This is a genomic window from Perlucidibaca sp., assembly GCF_057084925.1.
Genome location: NZ_JBXMRC010000023.1, coordinates 1 through 15,282 on the forward strand (window position 1 = coordinate 1; position 15,282 = coordinate 15,282).

Sequence of the window (15,282 nt, forward strand, 5' to 3'; positions counted from 1 at the left end):
CATGACATTTGATGACACCACAGGCGAAGTACTGCTGACGCTGAATGCCAAAGCACCGATTGAAGCGCCCAGTATTGAGCTGAACTTTGTGCATAGCACGCAAAGTGGTAAGGACCAGAAATTGGTCTTACAACGTCTGATGGGCAACAGCTATCGTGGCCAGCTCGCGCAGCCTCTCGATGGCGTCTTCCAGATTGAATTGTCCACCCGCGATTGGCGCTTAGCAGGTACGCGCCGCTTACCGTCACAGGAAGGCATTCGCCTACAACCCGAGTGAGTAACTGCTATCACTGCGACCTGCCCAATCCGGAAGGGTCTGGCTCAGAGCATACGCCCCGCTATCACACCCTGGTGCTTGGCGAGCGGCGAACTTTTTGCTGCCCCGGCTGTGTCGCCGTTGCAGAAAGCATTGTGTCCAGTGGTTTATCGTCGTACTACCAAGAACGAGATAGCAGCAGCCCCACCGCCGCCTTGCCCGAAGCGCTTGAAGACCTCCTGCGATATGACCACCCTGCAGCACAAACTGACTTTGTACACCGTGAAGGCCGCTATGCCTGCACCGAGCTCAGTTTAGAGAACGTCAGCTGTGCGGCCTGTGCCTGGCTGATTGAGCGCCGCTTAACGCAAGAGCCCAGCGTCGCCCAAGCTTCTGTGAATCTCAGTAATCATCGACTGCGTTTAGTTTGGGATGACAGCGAGCGGCCTTTGAGCAGCTTGCTGAAGGTACTCGAAACGGTGGGCTATCGTGCCCGCCCATTCCAAGCCGACACCCATGCTGCCCAGCTCAAGCGTGAGGCAAGGACGCAGCTCATTCGAGTCGCCCTAGCTGGTTTGGGCACGATGCAAGCCATGATGTATGGTCTAGGGCTCTATATCGGTGCCTTTCAAGGCATTAGTGATGAATATCGCGACTACTTGCGCTGGATTTCTGGCGTGGTGGCGACCCCGGTCTTTTTCTACGCCGGATGGCCTTTTTATCGCGCCGCCGTTAATGCCCTAAAAGCCCGCAGTTTGACTATGGACGTGCCTGTTTCCATCGCGCTGATTTTTGCCTACACCGCGAGCTGGTATGCCACCGTGACCCAAAGTGGAGAAACCTACTTTGATTCGGTCTGTATGTTTATTTTCTTTCTACAAACCAGCCGTTATTTAGAGCTGAAGGCAAGACAGCATGCCGGAGAAACTGCGGCCAGTCTGATGACGCTGGAGCCTCGTCTTGCCCAGCGCCGTTTAGCGGATGGTCAATGGCAAACGGTGGCCAGCGATGATTTATTACCGGGCGATGTCATTCTCATACGCGCCGGTGAGTCTGTGCCCTGTGATGCACGGGTGCTCCATGGCAGCAGTAGTGTCTCGGAAGCCTTCATTACCGGCGAGCCTTTGCCCGTCAATAAACAGCCCGGTGACGACTTACTGGGTGGCAGCATCAACGGCGAGCAAGTTCTAGAAGCTGAAGTCACGCGCGTGGGCCAAGAGTCTGTGCTGGCCACGCTGCAGCAACTGCTTGCACGTGCCTTGTCAGAAAAGCCGCTGATTGCTCAAAAAGCGGACCGCATGGCGCATTTCTTTGTGGCACGCGTGCTGGTACTGGCCGTGCTGACCTATGTGGGATGGCAGTTTGTTGATCCCAGCCATGCCTTTTGGGCGGTGCTGGCCGTATTGGTCGCCACCTGCCCTTGTGCCCTTTCTCTGGCTACACCCGCGGCTTTGACGGCGGCCACACACACACTAGCGCGAGAAAGCTTCTTGCTTACCCGTGGCCATGTCTTGGACACGTTAGCCGCCGCCACTCATGTGGTGTTTGACAAGACCGGTACGCTAACAACAGCACAGCTCATCGTGAAGAAGCTCGATACCCAGGCCTTACCGCGTGAGCAGGTACTCAGCTTGTTGGCAGGTCTTGAGGCTGGCTCCGCGCACCCCATTGCCCAAGCCATTACCGCCCTCGCCCAGCAAGAACACGCGGTGGCCACGCCATTTATCGAACCGCCCAGCCAAATCGCTGGCTCTGGCGTATCCGCCTCGCATGAAAGCTTTATCTATCGCTTAGGTCATGCTCGGTTTGCCTGTGCAGAAAGCTCGGCAACCCATGAGTCTGCCTTAACACTGTACCTCACCCGCCAATCCATCGATGCTGAAGATGCCCCGCGTATCGTGCTCGCCAGTATCACACTGGAGGATCAATTGCGGCCCGAGGCGTTGCCGGTGATCCAGGCCTTACGCGAACGCGGCTTACAAACCTATTTGATGTCCGGTGATCATTCCGCCGTGCCACAACAAGTGGCTGATGCACTGGGTATTGATCACTGCCATGGTGCCATGACACCGCAGGACAAACAGCAGGCGATCGAGCAATTGCAAGCCAGCGGCGCCATTGTGGTGATGGTTGGCGACGGCGTGAACGATGCCCCGAGCTTGGGCCAAGCCCACCTCGGCATTGCCATGGGCTCGGGCACAGACTTGGCGCAAACCACGGCCGACGCGGTTCTACTCGGCGATCGCTTACCCGCCTTGCTGCCTGCGTTTCGCATGGCCGATCGCACCGCTCACATTATTCAGCAGAACTTGCGCTGGGCCGTGGGCTACAATCTCGCTATTCTGCCGCCGGCTGCCTTGGGCTTTGTACCGCCTTGGTTGGCCGCGCTGGGCATGTCCTTAAGTTCACTGGTTGTGGTCATCAACGCCCTGCGCTTACGCCAGCGTCAATAACCGCTCATAGAGACATCCGCATGGAAGTCATATACCTGCTTATTCCCCTAAGCCTGCTTTTTCTCGTGGCCTCTGTCTGGTTCTTTTCCTGGGCCGTGCGGAATGCTCAGTACGATGACTTACAGGGCCCCGCACATCGCATCATTTTGGATGATCGTGATCGCCAGCGTACCCTCACTGAGGCCACCAAGTCGTCCACCGAGGCGGGAGACAAATTGCCATGATGGATCTGAGTTGGTTGGCTACGGCCTTTGTCATGGGTCTGCTGGGCGGCACCCACTGCGTGGGCATGTGCGGCGGCCTCAGCAGTGCCTTTACCTACGCTCTGCCCGAGCGCTCACGCCACGGCGTCGCCCTCGTCGGTTGGCAGCTGATCTACAACAGTGGTCGTTTACTGACCTATATGCTGCTGGGCTTGTTGGCAGGTTTTTTGTTGCTGGGTTTACAAAATCTCGGTGGGGTTGGCACGGCTATCCGCTGGTTTGCCGGACTCTTCATGATGTTACTCGGCGCCTACCTGGCCGGGTGGTTTCAAGCTCTCGCCACGCTAGAGCGTCTGGGTGGCCCGCTGTGGCGCTGGATGGCGCCATTACGTCAACGCCTGCTGCCCATCAAACATCCGGGTCAGGCACTCGCCGCTGGCATGCTCTGGGGTTTCTTACCCTGTGGCCTGGTATACAGCGCCATGGCGCTAGCGATCACACGCGCCGAACCTAGCCAGTCTGCACTGGTCATGCTCGCTTTTGGTCTGGGTACGCTACCGACCTTGCTGGTCACGGGCACAGCATCCGCCCAATTACGACGCGTACTTCAGCGGCCCGGCACACGCCAATCCGCTGGTGCGCTGGTCATACTGTTCGGACTTTGGACCATCATCGGGCCGGAGCTCATGCCACACGGCCAGCATCATCATGAGTCATCGATGACGCCGGCTGCCGTGAACCACGAGCAAATGAACCATGAGCACAGGGATCACGGCAGCATGCATCACTAGCGTCAGTCGCGAATATGATGCGGAATCATGTAGCGGGTAATTGCGGGGACCAGCAATACCGCGGCCACCATGTTGGCGAGGAACATAAACGCGAGCAGCATACCCATATCGCGCTGGAACTGTAGTTCCGAGAACATCCACATCGCGACCGATAGTGCCAGCGAGATACCGGTGAAAATCACCGCCTTACCCGATCGCTGCAAGGTACGGTAATGCGCCTCTTCCAGCTTCATGCCCATGCCCATGCTTTCTTGCAGAATGGCGTAATGGTAGATGCCGTAGTCCACGCCAATGCCCACCGCCATCGCCAGTACCGGCAACGTCGCGACCTTGAGGCCAATGCCAAGCAGGGCCATAAAGGCATACGCCAGCACCGACACCATCGCCAGCGGCAAGCCAATGGACAGCACCGACGCCGCGTCACGGAATGACAACCAAACAAACAGCACGATGATGAGGAACACGCCAATCACGACCTGCTTTTCATCGGCATGGATAACTTCGTTGGTCGCGGCCATCACACCCGCGTTGCCCGTCGCCAGTCGGAAGGTCATGCCATTGGGCTTACGCTCCGCATTAAAGGCCTTAACCGCATTCACCACATGTTCCAGCGTCTCCGCTTTGTGGTCTTTCAGGTAAATGAATACCGGCAAGGCGCTGCAATTGGCATTAAACAAACCGGCACTGCTGGGCAGCAGACTGGTGGCACGAGACAAGGACTGGGCATTACGCGGCACCACGTCTGCGTGAGGGCGGCCCTCGTTAAAGCCAACATAGACCTGTCGTGCATAGGTCAGTGCAGAGAAGGCCTTGGCCACACCCTCTACGTTTTCCATGCGCCACGCGAAGCGATCCACTTCCTCCATCCATTCATAGTTGATGCAGGCATCGGGCCCCGCCTCAGCAATGACTTTCAGAATATCGGCACCGAGTACGTAATTGTCGACGATGGTGGCAGTGTCTTGGTTGTAGCGTGAGTCTGCACGCAGCTCAGGCACGCCCTTTTGGATGTCCCCCACATGCAGGTCTTGGTAATGCCAAGCCCCCCAGATCGTGACCAAAATGGCGCCACCAATAACCACTTTCGATTGCACAGGACGCGTCAGCTTTTTCAGCTGATGCCAGCACGGGTCGAGCAGGCGCTCACGAACGCGCTGTGCTTCCTTAAACTGACTGGCATTGCTCACCGGCATATACGACAGCCAGATCGGCATCAGTACCTTGTTGGTGATGATGATGGCGAGACAGCCCAGCGACGCATTCAAGGCCATGTCTTGAATGGCTTGAATCTCGATAATCATGATGGTGACGAAGCCAATGACGGCGGTCAGCAAAGCGATCGTGCCGGGAATGGCAAAGCGTCGGAAGGTGATGAGCGAGGCTTCCAGGCTGGTGTTGCCGGCATCCACTTCCGTCACCCACGCATTCACATATTGCACACCATGAGAAATTGAAATGGCCAGAACTAAGAAGGGCACCAAGACCGCGAAGGGGTCCAAGCCCATGCCGAAGACCACCAGCAAACCAAAGTTCCACATCACCGACACGAGGGCGCAGACCAGCGGCATCACCGCCATCCGTAAGCTGCCGCAATAAACCCACAGCAGGCCGGTGGTCAGCAGCAGCGTCAGCAAGAAAAAGATGAAAACTTGGCCCGTTGCATCGGTCATATCCCCCACGACCTTGGCAAAGCCAATGACGTGAATGGTGACGCCATCTTTCTCATACTTGCCGCGAATCGCCTCCAGCTGATCCGCTACCTGTTTGTAATCAATGCGATTACCGGTAACCGGATCAACCTCCAGCATTTCCGCAAACACCATGCCGCCATGCTCATCGTTAGAGACTAGACGCCCCACGATACCCGCCTTGCGGACATTCGAGCGCACCTGCTCCATCATCTCAGGGGTGGGCTGATAGTCCGCCGGAATCACATCGGCGCCACGTAAACCATCTTCAACCACTTCAATGTAGCGCGTGCTGGGCGTGAACAGCGACGACACGCGCGCGCGATCCACGTTGGGCAGGAAGAACACATCGTCAGTGACTTTACGCAGCTTCTCTAGGAATGCCGGCTGATAAATATCGCCACGCGTGTTTTGCACCGCCACCAGCACAATATTGGCGCCACCAAAGTCACGCTGGTACTTCTTATAGACCTCCATGTAGGGGTGATCGAGCGGAATGGTCTTTTCATAACCGGCATCGGGTGCCAGATGGCTGCCGAAATACAGCAGAATCAGCGTAATAAAACCAAGAACGCCTAGCGTGAGTTTGCGCTTTGCAAAGACCAGCGGCTCAATGACTGCAAGAATACGTCGGGTGCGTTCGGAGAGAACGAGAGACTCTTTCACTTGGCGAGCTCCGGCAGCTTAATTCGAGAGACACCGTGCATACCCACCACCAGCAAGTGCTGACCTTGGCGAGCAACACGGGAATAGGTCGCAGAACCCTTATGCTTAAGCAAGGTCGCGGAGGTAAACGCAGGATCTACTACCAATGTCGTGGCATCTGCCCCAACGAAGACCGCACGACCATCAGGCAACAGGCTGCCACCGAAAAGGGAAGCCTCAACGGGCGTCGGGACGCGTCGAAAACCCAGCTTCAAGGCTTGAGCATCATCCGGACTAGGGGTAATGAGCGGATCGAAACTGGCAGGATCGCCTGATTGCAGACGGCTAATGTCATCAATTGCGTACAAACGACCGCGCTGACCATAGACCAACGCAGTATTCCCCGAGGTGGGCAATACGCCAAAATACGAGCCTGCATACGCGGGTGCCGACAATTTCCAGGTCAGACCGCCATCACGCGAAACGCCTAACAAGCCGCGCTCACCACTGACAATCAGCCCGCCCTCACCTAAGTTAGCGATGGCATTCAAATGCAGGCCCGAAAGTGACAGCGCATTCTCTACGGGCTGCCACGTCGTGCCGCCATCCTCAGTCACCAACATGAGACCAAATGCGCCCAGCGCGTAACCCCGTTGCGCAGAAACAAAGGCCACATCATAGAGGGTGTTCGGGCGTTGATCTGAAATGGTCTGATGCTGCAAGGTCCAGCGTTGACCTCCATCAACACTGCGTAAGATCACACCGTCATGACCGACCGCAATGAGGCGGGCATCCGTCAGGGCAATAACTCGATTGAGCATGGCCCGCGTAGGCACCGAGCGCTGAGTCCAATTCACACCATCTTTTGAGCTGAGGATATGACCTCTCGCACCGACGGCAATAAAGCCCTTGGGCAGCGCCACGACATCGAGCAGAGTGCTAGATGTCGCTTTGGGCATGATCTCCGCGTGGCCTGCGGGTGTCGCAGCACTGACGCCCGCAGAAAGTGTCAGCAAAGCCGCACACAACAGGTATTTCAACATCATCTAAACCCTTATTTGGACATGCTCTGCGGCAAGAAGTGGCTGTCTTTGAAATCAATGGTCCAGTCACTGAACTCACTTTCATTCAACAGACCCGTTGCGTAGTAACGGCCACTCAGCAAGTCATAAATAAACTCTGGGCTTGGCGAAACCGTTGGCAGGAACGGAACGGTGGCCAGATGCGCTTCTTGAAACTTCCACAGTTGGTCGCGGTTGTCATAGCAATCCACAGCCGCAATGGCATAGGAGTCCTCATCGACATAGAAGCGACGCTTTTTGAACTGATGGCGCTGACCGGCTTTCAACGTTGCTTCAACAACCCAGACGCGATGCAGCTCATAGCGAGCGTGATCTTGGTTGGCGTGGCCTTTGGTCAGAATATCTTTCACTTTGTGTGTTGGTGACGACATACGCACGCTGTTGTAAGCAATCAGCATGGGTTTCTTGCCTAACAGCTTCCAGTCATAACGTTCCAAAGAGCCGTTGAACGTGTCCACTTGGTCGTTGAATTGCTCACCATCCGCACCCAACGTCGGGTTATCGAAGCCCACATCCGGTGCGCGACGTACACGACCTAGACCCGGATCAAACAACCATGCCGAACGCGAGCCCATAATGGGTTCATGAACCAGCGTAGTCTGCCCAGCGACACGCGCGGGTGCTTGGTTCTTGGCTAAGAAATACAAGGCCAGCTTGTTGTCTGCCGGTGCTGGATTTTTGTAGTTGGCGTAAACGAACTTTACATCCGCAATAAAGCGCGACTGCTGAATGCCACCGTCCTGCGAGACGATGGCGGAATTGTTCACCAAACGCACCGCATTACCGCGATACTTTAGGCGGTGATTCCAGATCACTTCAGCGCCGGTTTTCGGGATAGGGAATGGGAAGCCAATCGCGGCGCCTTTCAGATCATCCGTACCTTGCAGCGTGGCTGATGTAGCGTTTTTCTTAGTGGCCGCGTAAATCTGCTCGGGGAAAAACCCGGTACGTTCGGAGGGATACACATTCATCTTGTAAGACGGGTACAACCGGAACATGGCCTTATGGCCTTCGGTGAGCTGGGTGGCGTATTGCGCCATGTTGGCGCGAGTGATGGTCAGACGGGGCTTATCATCGGCCAGTTTACCGGCCAGCAGGGCATAGGCCCCTGTTGGGTTATTACGCCCCATCGCAACCAATGCAGGTCGATTGATGTCCAACTGGGCCTGACTGTAAAAGCTCTTTCCCTTCCATGCAGGAATGAGGCCATCCGCCGATGCCCCCATTTCAGCGCCAACCGGCGTGAGATCTTTGCCTAAACGATCAGCTTCTGCTGCCGAAACGCTGGCATAGGATGCTCCAGATACGAGTAGCAATAGGCTCGCTTTTAAAAGTTGGTTCATTCTTCTTATTCTCCTGCCATTTTTTTGATCTAAGCGCTGTCGTTACAGGCATGCAGCACAATGTAGTCGTTCAGTGTACGAAGCTGCGGATAGTCATGAATTGGCCTTGCGGCGAACAACTAATTTCTCGCCGGCCAATGCCACCTTGGCATACCCCTGCAAAAGATGCCAATGGTAAAAAACCACCGTCCCCAGTGTGTCCGGAAGCATAAAAATGATAAGAAGCGGACTAGTGTGGGTGATCTGCTTATTGACGTTTGCGACCCCATCCTGGGCGCTCGAAGGCGAATTAGCAGGCATCCGTTTTAATGTTAAAACCAATGTATTAGCCGGCGTGGCCTTTCGTGCCGAAGATCGTGACTTAAATCAGGTCGCCAAACTCTCCATTCCCGGCCAAGAGAGTCTCTGTGATGGCAATGACAGCGCAGGCCAAGCCAGCAATGGCTGTACTAGCGTGCAAGGCAATCGCGATTTGATCAATGCCAAAGGGGCATTCACCGGCACTAACTCGGACGATGGCAACTGGAATTACGACAAAGGCGACATTACCGACTCTGCCATTCGTATTTCGCCCGAGATCAAGCTGCAACGCGGTGATCTGAAAGTTGAGTTCTCCGGTCTTTTCTACTACGACCCTGTGAACGCGAATTTTGAAGAGTTTCACGCGGACAGCACTTACCAACCGGAACGCACCCCACGCGATCAGAATGTGGTCGATATTTACGCGCGACGCGCGGAGTTGCGTAAGGCCTTTTTTCAGTACACACCAGAGGTATTTGGCTTACCCATTAACTTGAAAGTGGGCCGGCAAGTCCTCCCTTGGGGCGAATCATTATTGACCCTGTTTCATAACCTGAATCAACTCAACCCACTCGATGCCAATGCCGCTGTTCGTCCCGGCTTCCAGCTCAGTGACGTATCTACGCCCGTCAATATGGCCGTGGTAAGTTTTCCGATTCTCGACAGCTTATCTCTCGAACTGGTTGCTCCGCTTGAATGGCAAGGCGTTCGCGCCCCCCCTCATGGTAGCTTCGCTTCCACCTTAGATCCCGTGGATAACGACTACCTAACGCTAGGTCTTGGCAACCAGAAGGAAAATCCGGATCGAGTACCTACGGCTTACGGAAACAATGGACTGATTACGAGAACGTCTTATAGCCCTAAGGTGCTCCCCCCCGAATTTGGTTACGCTTCGGATAAAGGCCAATACGGCGGTCGTTTAACTTATGTTGCTGACTGGCTTAATAATGGCACCGAAATCAGTCTGCACTATTTGCATTACCACAGCCCATTTCCTTACTTAAGTGGCTTTGCAGCGGACGAATCTTGCTGGCATCGATCCAGTGGTCGAAACCTCAATGGTAGCCCAAATGGCAACCTTGCCTTCTTGGATGCCCTGAGTGACTGCCGAGGCTTTGCGAATGCACCAGGTGGTGAAAACCCACTCACTGTCGATACCCTAAAGGTTTTTCTCGATTACCCTGAAAATATTGACATGTTTGGTCTCAGTTTTAATACCAACGTATTGGGTGTTGCATTGTCAGGTGAGTACGCCTATCGCCCCAATATGCCGCTGCAAATTTTGACGACGGATGTACTCTTTTCACTGCTGCAACCTGCTTTACCAACGCAAGATTTAATTGCAGTGCCAAACTCGCCCCTCATGGCCGGCACAACTATTCCCAGTGGCGAAAATGCATTGCCAAGTTACATTGAAAAATATCGTGGCTTTCAAGTTCAAGGGAATCAGTATGTACAGGGCTACGAACGCTTCCCCGTGCATAACATTTCGTTGTCATTTCTTAAGCTGTTTCCACATAATCCGTTTGGCGCAGACGACATGACGACGATTCTCGAACTCGGCGCGACCTATATCGATAACATGACCGGGTCACAGGAACTGCCGCTGAATGGGCCAGGCGAAAATACGCATACCAGTCCGGGCGCCGATGGCACGGGCACTGCCTCAGGTACGCCAGACACACGACGACAGAATCCCACACAGCAAACGTGGAATCGCCCAACCGAACTGTCTTACGGCTACCGCGCCGTGGCTCGCTTTGCCTATAACAATTTGATTCCAGGCGCTGTGTTTGAGCCCAGCATCATCTTCTTCCATGATTTAAAAGGTATTACGCCAGCGCCACAGGCTAACTTTATTGAAGGTCGCAGAATAGCCAACGTCGGCCTGGTGCTGCGCTTCCCCAATCAGCTGCAGTTGGGTGCCGGCTATGAAGCAAAGTTCGGCTCTAATATTCGCGAATACCTGGAGCGCGATCGCGACCGTATCCTTTTCTACGGGACCTACAGCTTTTGATGTCTAAAGCTTAGGCGAAACATCGTGGCGCTGATGGCGAGCCCGGAAATCTGCCGGTGTCTCGCCATGGCTCCAGCGCTTAAAGGCTCGATAAAACGTGCTCGGCTCGGAAAATCCTGCGGTAAAGGCAATTTGAGAAATACTTTCATTGCTCCGGCGTAACATCTCTTTGACTAAGCGACGGCGGCAGTTTTCCCGCTCACGAATGAAGTGCGTACCCAACGTACTGAGTCGATACTTCAGCTCGGTGGTGTTGAGGCCCAAGGAGCGACTGGCCGCTTCCAACGTCACCTCTCCCCGCTGCAACAAACTCGAGATTACTGTCTGCACGCGCAGCAGAAAATCTTGCTCTTCAATTTTGCGCAACGCACTACGGGCGTAATTTTCATGCATGCGCAAGAGCTCAGGCTCTGCATAACCACAGTTGCACGCCAACACGGCAGTATCGAAATAAATGCGATTTTCACTGCAGCCAAAGTGCAAAGAACAATCATAGATCGTGGTGCGTTCAGCCATATTGACTGGGGCCTCACAAACAAAATCGATGCGGGTCGGCTTGAACTGGTTGCCGGTAACCTCCCGATAAAACGCAATGAACCCCAGTAGCAGACACTCGGTGTAGTGCCTGAAAGCATTCACATCCGGGCATCGCGACTGCAGATGCAAATAGCTGGTGTCGCCCAAGCCATGCAATTCAACCGTAATGGCATCGGACAATAAGCGCATGAACTTAAAGCTCGTGACTAGGGCATCTCCAAAATTTGGCGCGCCGAGAAACAAGCAACTTTGCACACTGCCTCGGGACGACGGCAGATGCCGACCAATGCATAAACCAATGTCTGGGTCGCCGGAAAAGTGCTCAAGCGCTGTCCAAAAATGAATGACTCGATCGTGGGGGTAACAAAAATCCGGCTGCTGGAATTGCTCAGCGGAATACCCCAGTCTGGCTAAAAAATCGTCAGCGTTGTAACCGGCCCGTCCAATGGCCTCGTAGCACAGCACGGCAAATCTACCGCGATCAGATAGCGTGTGATTCATGGTCGTGAAGTCCGCTAGGCTTTAATTATTTTTCTCGCGCTTCTTGTTGGTCTTTGCCAACGCCGCCGAATGTAGCACTTATTTTTTTCTGTGTAACTTTGTGTAACTGGAAACAGTGTAACCCGCAACACTTAGTTTGACCCTGGTCCCTGTCAAATATAGAGTGCGTGGCACACCCCCATATTTAGCTTGAATTTTTTACTCTCGGCGTTTTCGGAGCCCGCTATGCAAACTCAATTCAGAACCCTTTTTCAATCAGCCGGTTTGCTGCTTGCGCTGTCCATTAGCTCACCCGTACTGGCTTCCGTGGGCGTTTGGGTACAGGACAAAGCCTTAGGCTTAGAGCAGTTCCGCGCCGACTTAATGACTAGCTCCGTCAACGTTGATGGCCATGACGTAAAAGTCTTTACGCGCAAGCTCGATAGCAGCGAGCCCTGCATCGTCATGATCCATGGCTTCACCGCGCGGGGCGCGCACTGGTTCCGTATGGCGCAAAAGATGCCCGCCGAACGCTGCATCATCTCGCTGGATTTACCAGGGTTTGGCGAGTCCAGCTTCATTCCAACAGCTACCTATGATGCGGCAACGCAAGCGGATCGCGTCAGTGCTGTGATTCAGGCGTTGAAGCCAAAAAACCCTCAGGTGGATGTCATCGGCAACTCCATGGGCGGCTTCATTTCCGCCGAGCTTGCGTTACGTCATCCTGAGCAAGTGCATAGCTTGGGCCTAATGAATGCTTCTGGCGTCAGTAGCCCTACCCCTAGCGTATTGCGTCAGCAAATTGCCGCCGGCAAGAACGGCTTCTTCGCTAAAGATATCGCCGGTTTTCACACCTTTTACGCCATGACCATGAGCAAACCACCGTTTATTCCTGGCTTTGTCTTGGATGCCGTTGGCGAGCAGGCCATCGCACGTGTACCGCGCCACGAATACATTTTTAAGCAGATCAGCAATGTGAATTTGGATGACCAGCTGAACAAGATCAAAGTACCGACGCTGATCATCTGGGGCGATGAGGACAAGCTGCTGCACATCAGCATGGCCTCGATCTGGCGCAAGATTCCCGGTTCGCGCGTGTTCGTGTTCAAGGGCATTGGCCACATGCCGCACCTGGAGCGTCCGACCGAAAGTGCCGAGCTCTACACCCGATTCCTGAACAAGACTCTGTAAGGACAGCCACCATGACGGTCGCCAATCGCCGCTTCACCCTGTCACTCAGTAACGGTCATGACATGCAGTGCGAGCTGTTTTTGCCGGCGCGCCGCAACAGCAAGCGTGCGGCGGTGATTGCCATCCATGACATCTTCGGCCTGACCGATGACATTCGCCGCATCGCCAGTCGTCTCGCCGATGCCGGCTACCCGGCGGTGGTGCCCGACCTCTACGACAACGGCTCGATGAAGCCGCTGTGCGTGACCAAGACGCTGCTCGCGCACGAGACCGGCAAGGGTCTGGCGTTCGAACAGCTCGAAGCCGTGCGCCAGTGGCTTCTGATCGAGCCGGAGCTGGATGTGCAGCAAGTCGGCGTGATGGGCTTCTGCATGGGCGGCCGCTTCGCCCTGCTCTATGGTGCGCAGGCACCGCTGGCCGTGGTGGCCCCGTTCTACGGCATGGTGCCGCCCAAAGCCGAAGACTTGCAGGGCATCTGCCCGGTGGTCGGTGGCTGGGGCGAAAAGGACATGATCATGGGCAAGCACGGCAAGCTGCTCAACAAGCATCTCGACAAGCTCGGCGTGGAGCATGATGTGAAGAGCTACCCGGATGCCGGTCACTCCTACATGAACAACCACGACACCTTCATTTTCCGCGAGCTGGGCGATTACAGCCCGCTGCGCTCGAAGTACAACGAGGCCGCCGCCGAAGACAGTTGGGAGCGCGTATTCGCGTTTTTTGACAAGGTGTTGTGATTGGCAGTTGCTGATAACGCACAAGCGCAGGGCTTCGCGCCGGTCGCCCGTAGCGATGCGCGGCTGCTGATTCTCGGCAGCATGCCCGGCCAAGCCTCGCTGCAAGCGCAGGCCTATTACGCCCACCCGCGTAACGCGTTCTGGCGCATCCTCGCTGATGTGCTCGGCTTTTCGACCGAACTGCCCTATGCCGAACGGCTCTTGATTTTGCAGGCCAACGGCATTGCCCTGTGGGATGTACTAGCGTCCTGTCATCGCCCCGGCAGCCTCGATGCCGACATCGACGACGCCAGCATCGTGGTCAATGACTTCGCCAGCTTCCTGCAACAGCATCCGCACATCCGCCGAGTCTGCTTCAACGGCGCCAAGGCCGAGAGCAGCTGGCGCAAGCAGGTGCAGCCTGTGCTCGTCACGCCGCTTGAGCTGTTGCGCCTGCCCTCGACCAGCCCGGCCCATGCCGGCATGCCCTACGAGACCAAGCGCGCCATTTGGACCGAAGCCTTAGTGCCAATTTGAGCGAATTCAGGCAGCCGCTTTCCAGCCCGACACGATGATTGCCATGCCGAAAAGCGCAATGCCAGCACCCAACCAATCGGTTGCTTGTAACGTGATGCCATCCACCCAGCGCAACCACAGCAGCGCCACCACAATATAAACCCCACCGTAGGCTGCATAGACACGGCCGCTGGCGGCGGGATGCAAGGTCAGCAGCCAAGCGAACAAGGCCAGACTGAGCACCGCCGGCAGCAACAACCACGGCGAGCCCGCTTTTTTCAGCCAGAGATAGGGTAAGTAGCAGCCCACAATTTCAGCCACGGCAGTCAATACAAACAAAGCTGACGTTTGGAGAAGCCCGAGGGTGTTCAAGTGGAAGTGCTCGTTGGCGTGGCCATACCTTCAATCAACAGACGCACACAAGCTTCTGAGTAGGGTTTAAGCACATCGGCATTATCGGGCTCTGTGAGCAAACGAAACATCCCCGCCATGATGATGCCGACAATGGCATGGCCGGTACTCAGGGTGTCGAGGTCAGCCCGCAAATAGCCATGCTGCACGCCATTCGCCAAGTAGGCTGCGGTAATGTGGCCACTGGTATTGACCAGCCTTAAGACGCTTTGGGTCATGTCGGCATCAATCGATGTCGCCTCCATGAGCACCAGTCTTAATACTTTCGGATTAGCGTGGGCAAACGCACTGAAACGTTCCGCAATGCGACGACACTGTTCGGCGTAATCCTCCAGGGTATCCACCGCTTCTGGCGCATTCTCCGCGACCAACAGCTCAGTGAGCTTCAGGGCCGTGTCATTAATGACATGCTGCAAGATATCGCGCTTATTCTCGAAATAACGGTAGAAGGTGCCATGACCAATGCCCAGTCGCTGCGCAATATCGGCGATCGCGGTTTGGTGGTAACCACGCTCGGAAAACTCAATGAATGCCGCCTGCAAAATATCTGCACGCAGTTGCATACGGTTGCGCTCAGCGCGGGAAAACTTGGGATCTTCGCTCATACGTTGAATCTTAACTGACCATTCAGAAAATGACGACTTTCACCAAAT

General features: G+C 55.2%; 14 protein-coding genes. 8 read left to right on the forward strand and 6 right to left on the reverse strand.

Annotation, left to right across the window (positions count from 1 at the left end; translation table 11 throughout):
- From AC14IB_RS06575 to AC14IB_RS06590, 4 genes are all read left to right on the forward strand, one after another.
- The coding region (locus tag AC14IB_RS06575; protein ID WP_484231129.1) for a FixH family protein at positions 1-277 on the forward strand (277 nt) is incomplete at its 5' end.
- Positions 274-2,709 (forward strand): heavy metal translocating P-type ATPase, encoded by a 2,436-nt coding sequence (locus AC14IB_RS06580; RefSeq protein ID WP_484231130.1) that lies wholly within the window; start codon positions 274-276, stop codon positions 2,707-2,709. The genes AC14IB_RS06575 and AC14IB_RS06580, both read left to right, overlap by 4 nt.
- 20 nt (positions 2,710-2,729) lie before the next feature.
- Positions 2,730-2,933, forward strand: coding sequence for a cbb3-type cytochrome oxidase assembly protein CcoS (gene ccoS / locus AC14IB_RS06585; RefSeq protein ID WP_484231131.1), 204 nt, complete (start codon positions 2,730-2,732; stop codon positions 2,931-2,933).
- On the forward strand, positions 2,930-3,703 hold the full coding sequence (locus tag AC14IB_RS06590; RefSeq protein ID WP_484231132.1) for a sulfite exporter TauE/SafE family protein: 774 nt from the start codon (positions 2,930-2,932) through the stop codon (positions 3,701-3,703). The genes ccoS and AC14IB_RS06590 overlap by 4 nt, the downstream gene beginning before the upstream one ends.
- Positions 3,704-3,705: 2 nt before the next feature.
- Here AC14IB_RS06590 and AC14IB_RS06595 read toward each other — a convergent pair whose 3' ends face one another.
- Genes AC14IB_RS06595 through AC14IB_RS06605 form a run of 3 tightly spaced genes read right to left on the reverse strand, consistent with a single transcriptional unit; the run spans position 3,706 to position 8,461 of the window.
- Positions 3,706-6,057: an efflux RND transporter permease subunit gene (locus AC14IB_RS06595; RefSeq protein WP_484231133.1), complete on the reverse strand. Its 2,352-nt coding sequence runs from the start codon at positions 6,055-6,057 to the stop codon at positions 3,706-3,708.
- Positions 6,054-7,082 carry a WD40/YVTN/BNR-like repeat-containing protein gene (locus AC14IB_RS06600; protein ID WP_484231134.1) on the reverse strand — a complete coding sequence of 343 codons (1,029 nt, stop codon included), beginning with the start codon at positions 7,080-7,082 and terminating at the stop codon, positions 6,054-6,056. The genes AC14IB_RS06595 and AC14IB_RS06600 overlap by 4 nt, the downstream gene beginning before the upstream one ends.
- An 8-nt stretch (positions 7,083-7,090) precedes the next feature.
- On the reverse strand, positions 7,091-8,461 hold the full coding sequence (locus AC14IB_RS06605) for a DUF1329 domain-containing protein (protein ID WP_484231135.1): 1,371 nt from the start codon (positions 8,459-8,461) through the stop codon (positions 7,091-7,093).
- A 214-nt stretch (positions 8,462-8,675) separates the two neighbouring features.
- Here AC14IB_RS06605 and AC14IB_RS06610 point away from each other — a divergent pair, with 214 nt between their 5' ends.
- Positions 8,676-10,778 carry a DUF1302 domain-containing protein gene (locus AC14IB_RS06610; protein ID WP_484231136.1) on the forward strand — a complete coding sequence of 701 codons (2,103 nt, stop codon included), beginning with the start codon at positions 8,676-8,678 and terminating at the stop codon, positions 10,776-10,778.
- Positions 10,779-10,781: 3 nt separating this feature from the next.
- On the opposite strand, the gene AC14IB_RS06615 is transcribed toward AC14IB_RS06610, so the two are convergent.
- Entirely contained in the window at positions 10,782-11,816 is a 1,035-nt protein-coding gene (locus AC14IB_RS06615; RefSeq protein WP_484231137.1) for an AraC family transcriptional regulator, read from the reverse strand.
- 225 nt (positions 11,817-12,041) lie between these two features.
- Here AC14IB_RS06615 and AC14IB_RS06620 point away from each other — a divergent pair, with 225 nt between their 5' ends.
- From AC14IB_RS06620 to AC14IB_RS06630, 3 genes are read left to right on the forward strand one after another with little or no spacing between them, the layout of a single operon-like run.
- Complete coding sequence (locus AC14IB_RS06620; protein ID WP_484231138.1) at positions 12,042-12,986, forward strand: alpha/beta fold hydrolase; 945 nt, start codon at positions 12,042-12,044, stop codon at positions 12,984-12,986.
- Between the two features lie 11 nt (positions 12,987-12,997).
- Complete coding sequence (locus AC14IB_RS06625) at positions 12,998-13,723, forward strand: dienelactone hydrolase family protein (RefSeq protein ID WP_082968671.1); 726 nt, start codon at positions 12,998-13,000, stop codon at positions 13,721-13,723.
- A complete protein-coding gene (locus AC14IB_RS06630) occupies positions 13,724-14,239 on the forward strand; it encodes a DNA-deoxyinosine glycosylase (RefSeq protein ID WP_484231139.1) in 516 nt (171 codons plus the stop codon).
- 6 nt (positions 14,240-14,245) lie between these two features.
- Here the strand turns inward: AC14IB_RS06630 and AC14IB_RS06635 are convergent, their stop codons facing one another.
- Together AC14IB_RS06635 and AC14IB_RS06640 are read right to left on the reverse strand one after the other, a co-directional pair.
- Positions 14,246-14,590, reverse strand: a complete 345-nt coding sequence (locus AC14IB_RS06635; RefSeq protein WP_484231140.1) for a YnfA family protein — start codon at positions 14,588-14,590, stop codon at positions 14,246-14,248.
- Positions 14,587-15,234 carry a TetR/AcrR family transcriptional regulator gene (locus AC14IB_RS06640; protein ID WP_484231141.1) on the reverse strand — a complete coding sequence of 216 codons (648 nt, stop codon included), beginning with the start codon at positions 15,232-15,234 and terminating at the stop codon, positions 14,587-14,589. Before AC14IB_RS06640 ends, AC14IB_RS06635 begins: the two co-directional genes overlap by 4 nt.
- Positions 15,235-15,282 lie beyond the last annotated feature (48 nt).

Coding starts and splice junctions, on each gene's coding strand:
- ccoS (WP_484231131.1), top strand. CDS start 2,730: ATGGAAGTCATATACCTGCTTATTCCCCTAAGCCTGCTTTTTCTCGTG.
- AC14IB_RS06590 (WP_484231132.1), top strand. CDS start 2,930: ATGATGGATCTGAGTTGGTTGGCTACGGCCTTTGTCATGGGTCTGCTG.
- AC14IB_RS06600 (WP_484231134.1), bottom strand. CDS start 7,082: ATGATGTTGAAATACCTGTTGTGTGCGGCTTTGCTGACACTTTCTGCG.
- AC14IB_RS06605 (WP_484231135.1), bottom strand. CDS start 8,461: ATGAACCAACTTTTAAAAGCGAGCCTATTGCTACTCGTATCTGGAGCA.
- AC14IB_RS06610 (WP_484231136.1), top strand. CDS start 8,676: ATGATAAGAAGCGGACTAGTGTGGGTGATCTGCTTATTGACGTTTGCG.
- AC14IB_RS06615 (WP_484231137.1), bottom strand. CDS start 11,816: ATGAATCACACGCTATCTGATCGCGGTAGATTTGCCGTGCTGTGCTAC.
- AC14IB_RS06620 (WP_484231138.1), top strand. CDS start 12,042: ATGCAAACTCAATTCAGAACCCTTTTTCAATCAGCCGGTTTGCTGCTT.
- AC14IB_RS06625 (WP_082968671.1), top strand. CDS start 12,998: ATGACGGTCGCCAATCGCCGCTTCACCCTGTCACTCAGTAACGGTCAT.
- AC14IB_RS06640 (WP_484231141.1), bottom strand. CDS start 15,234: ATGAGCGAAGATCCCAAGTTTTCCCGCGCTGAGCGCAACCGTATGCAA.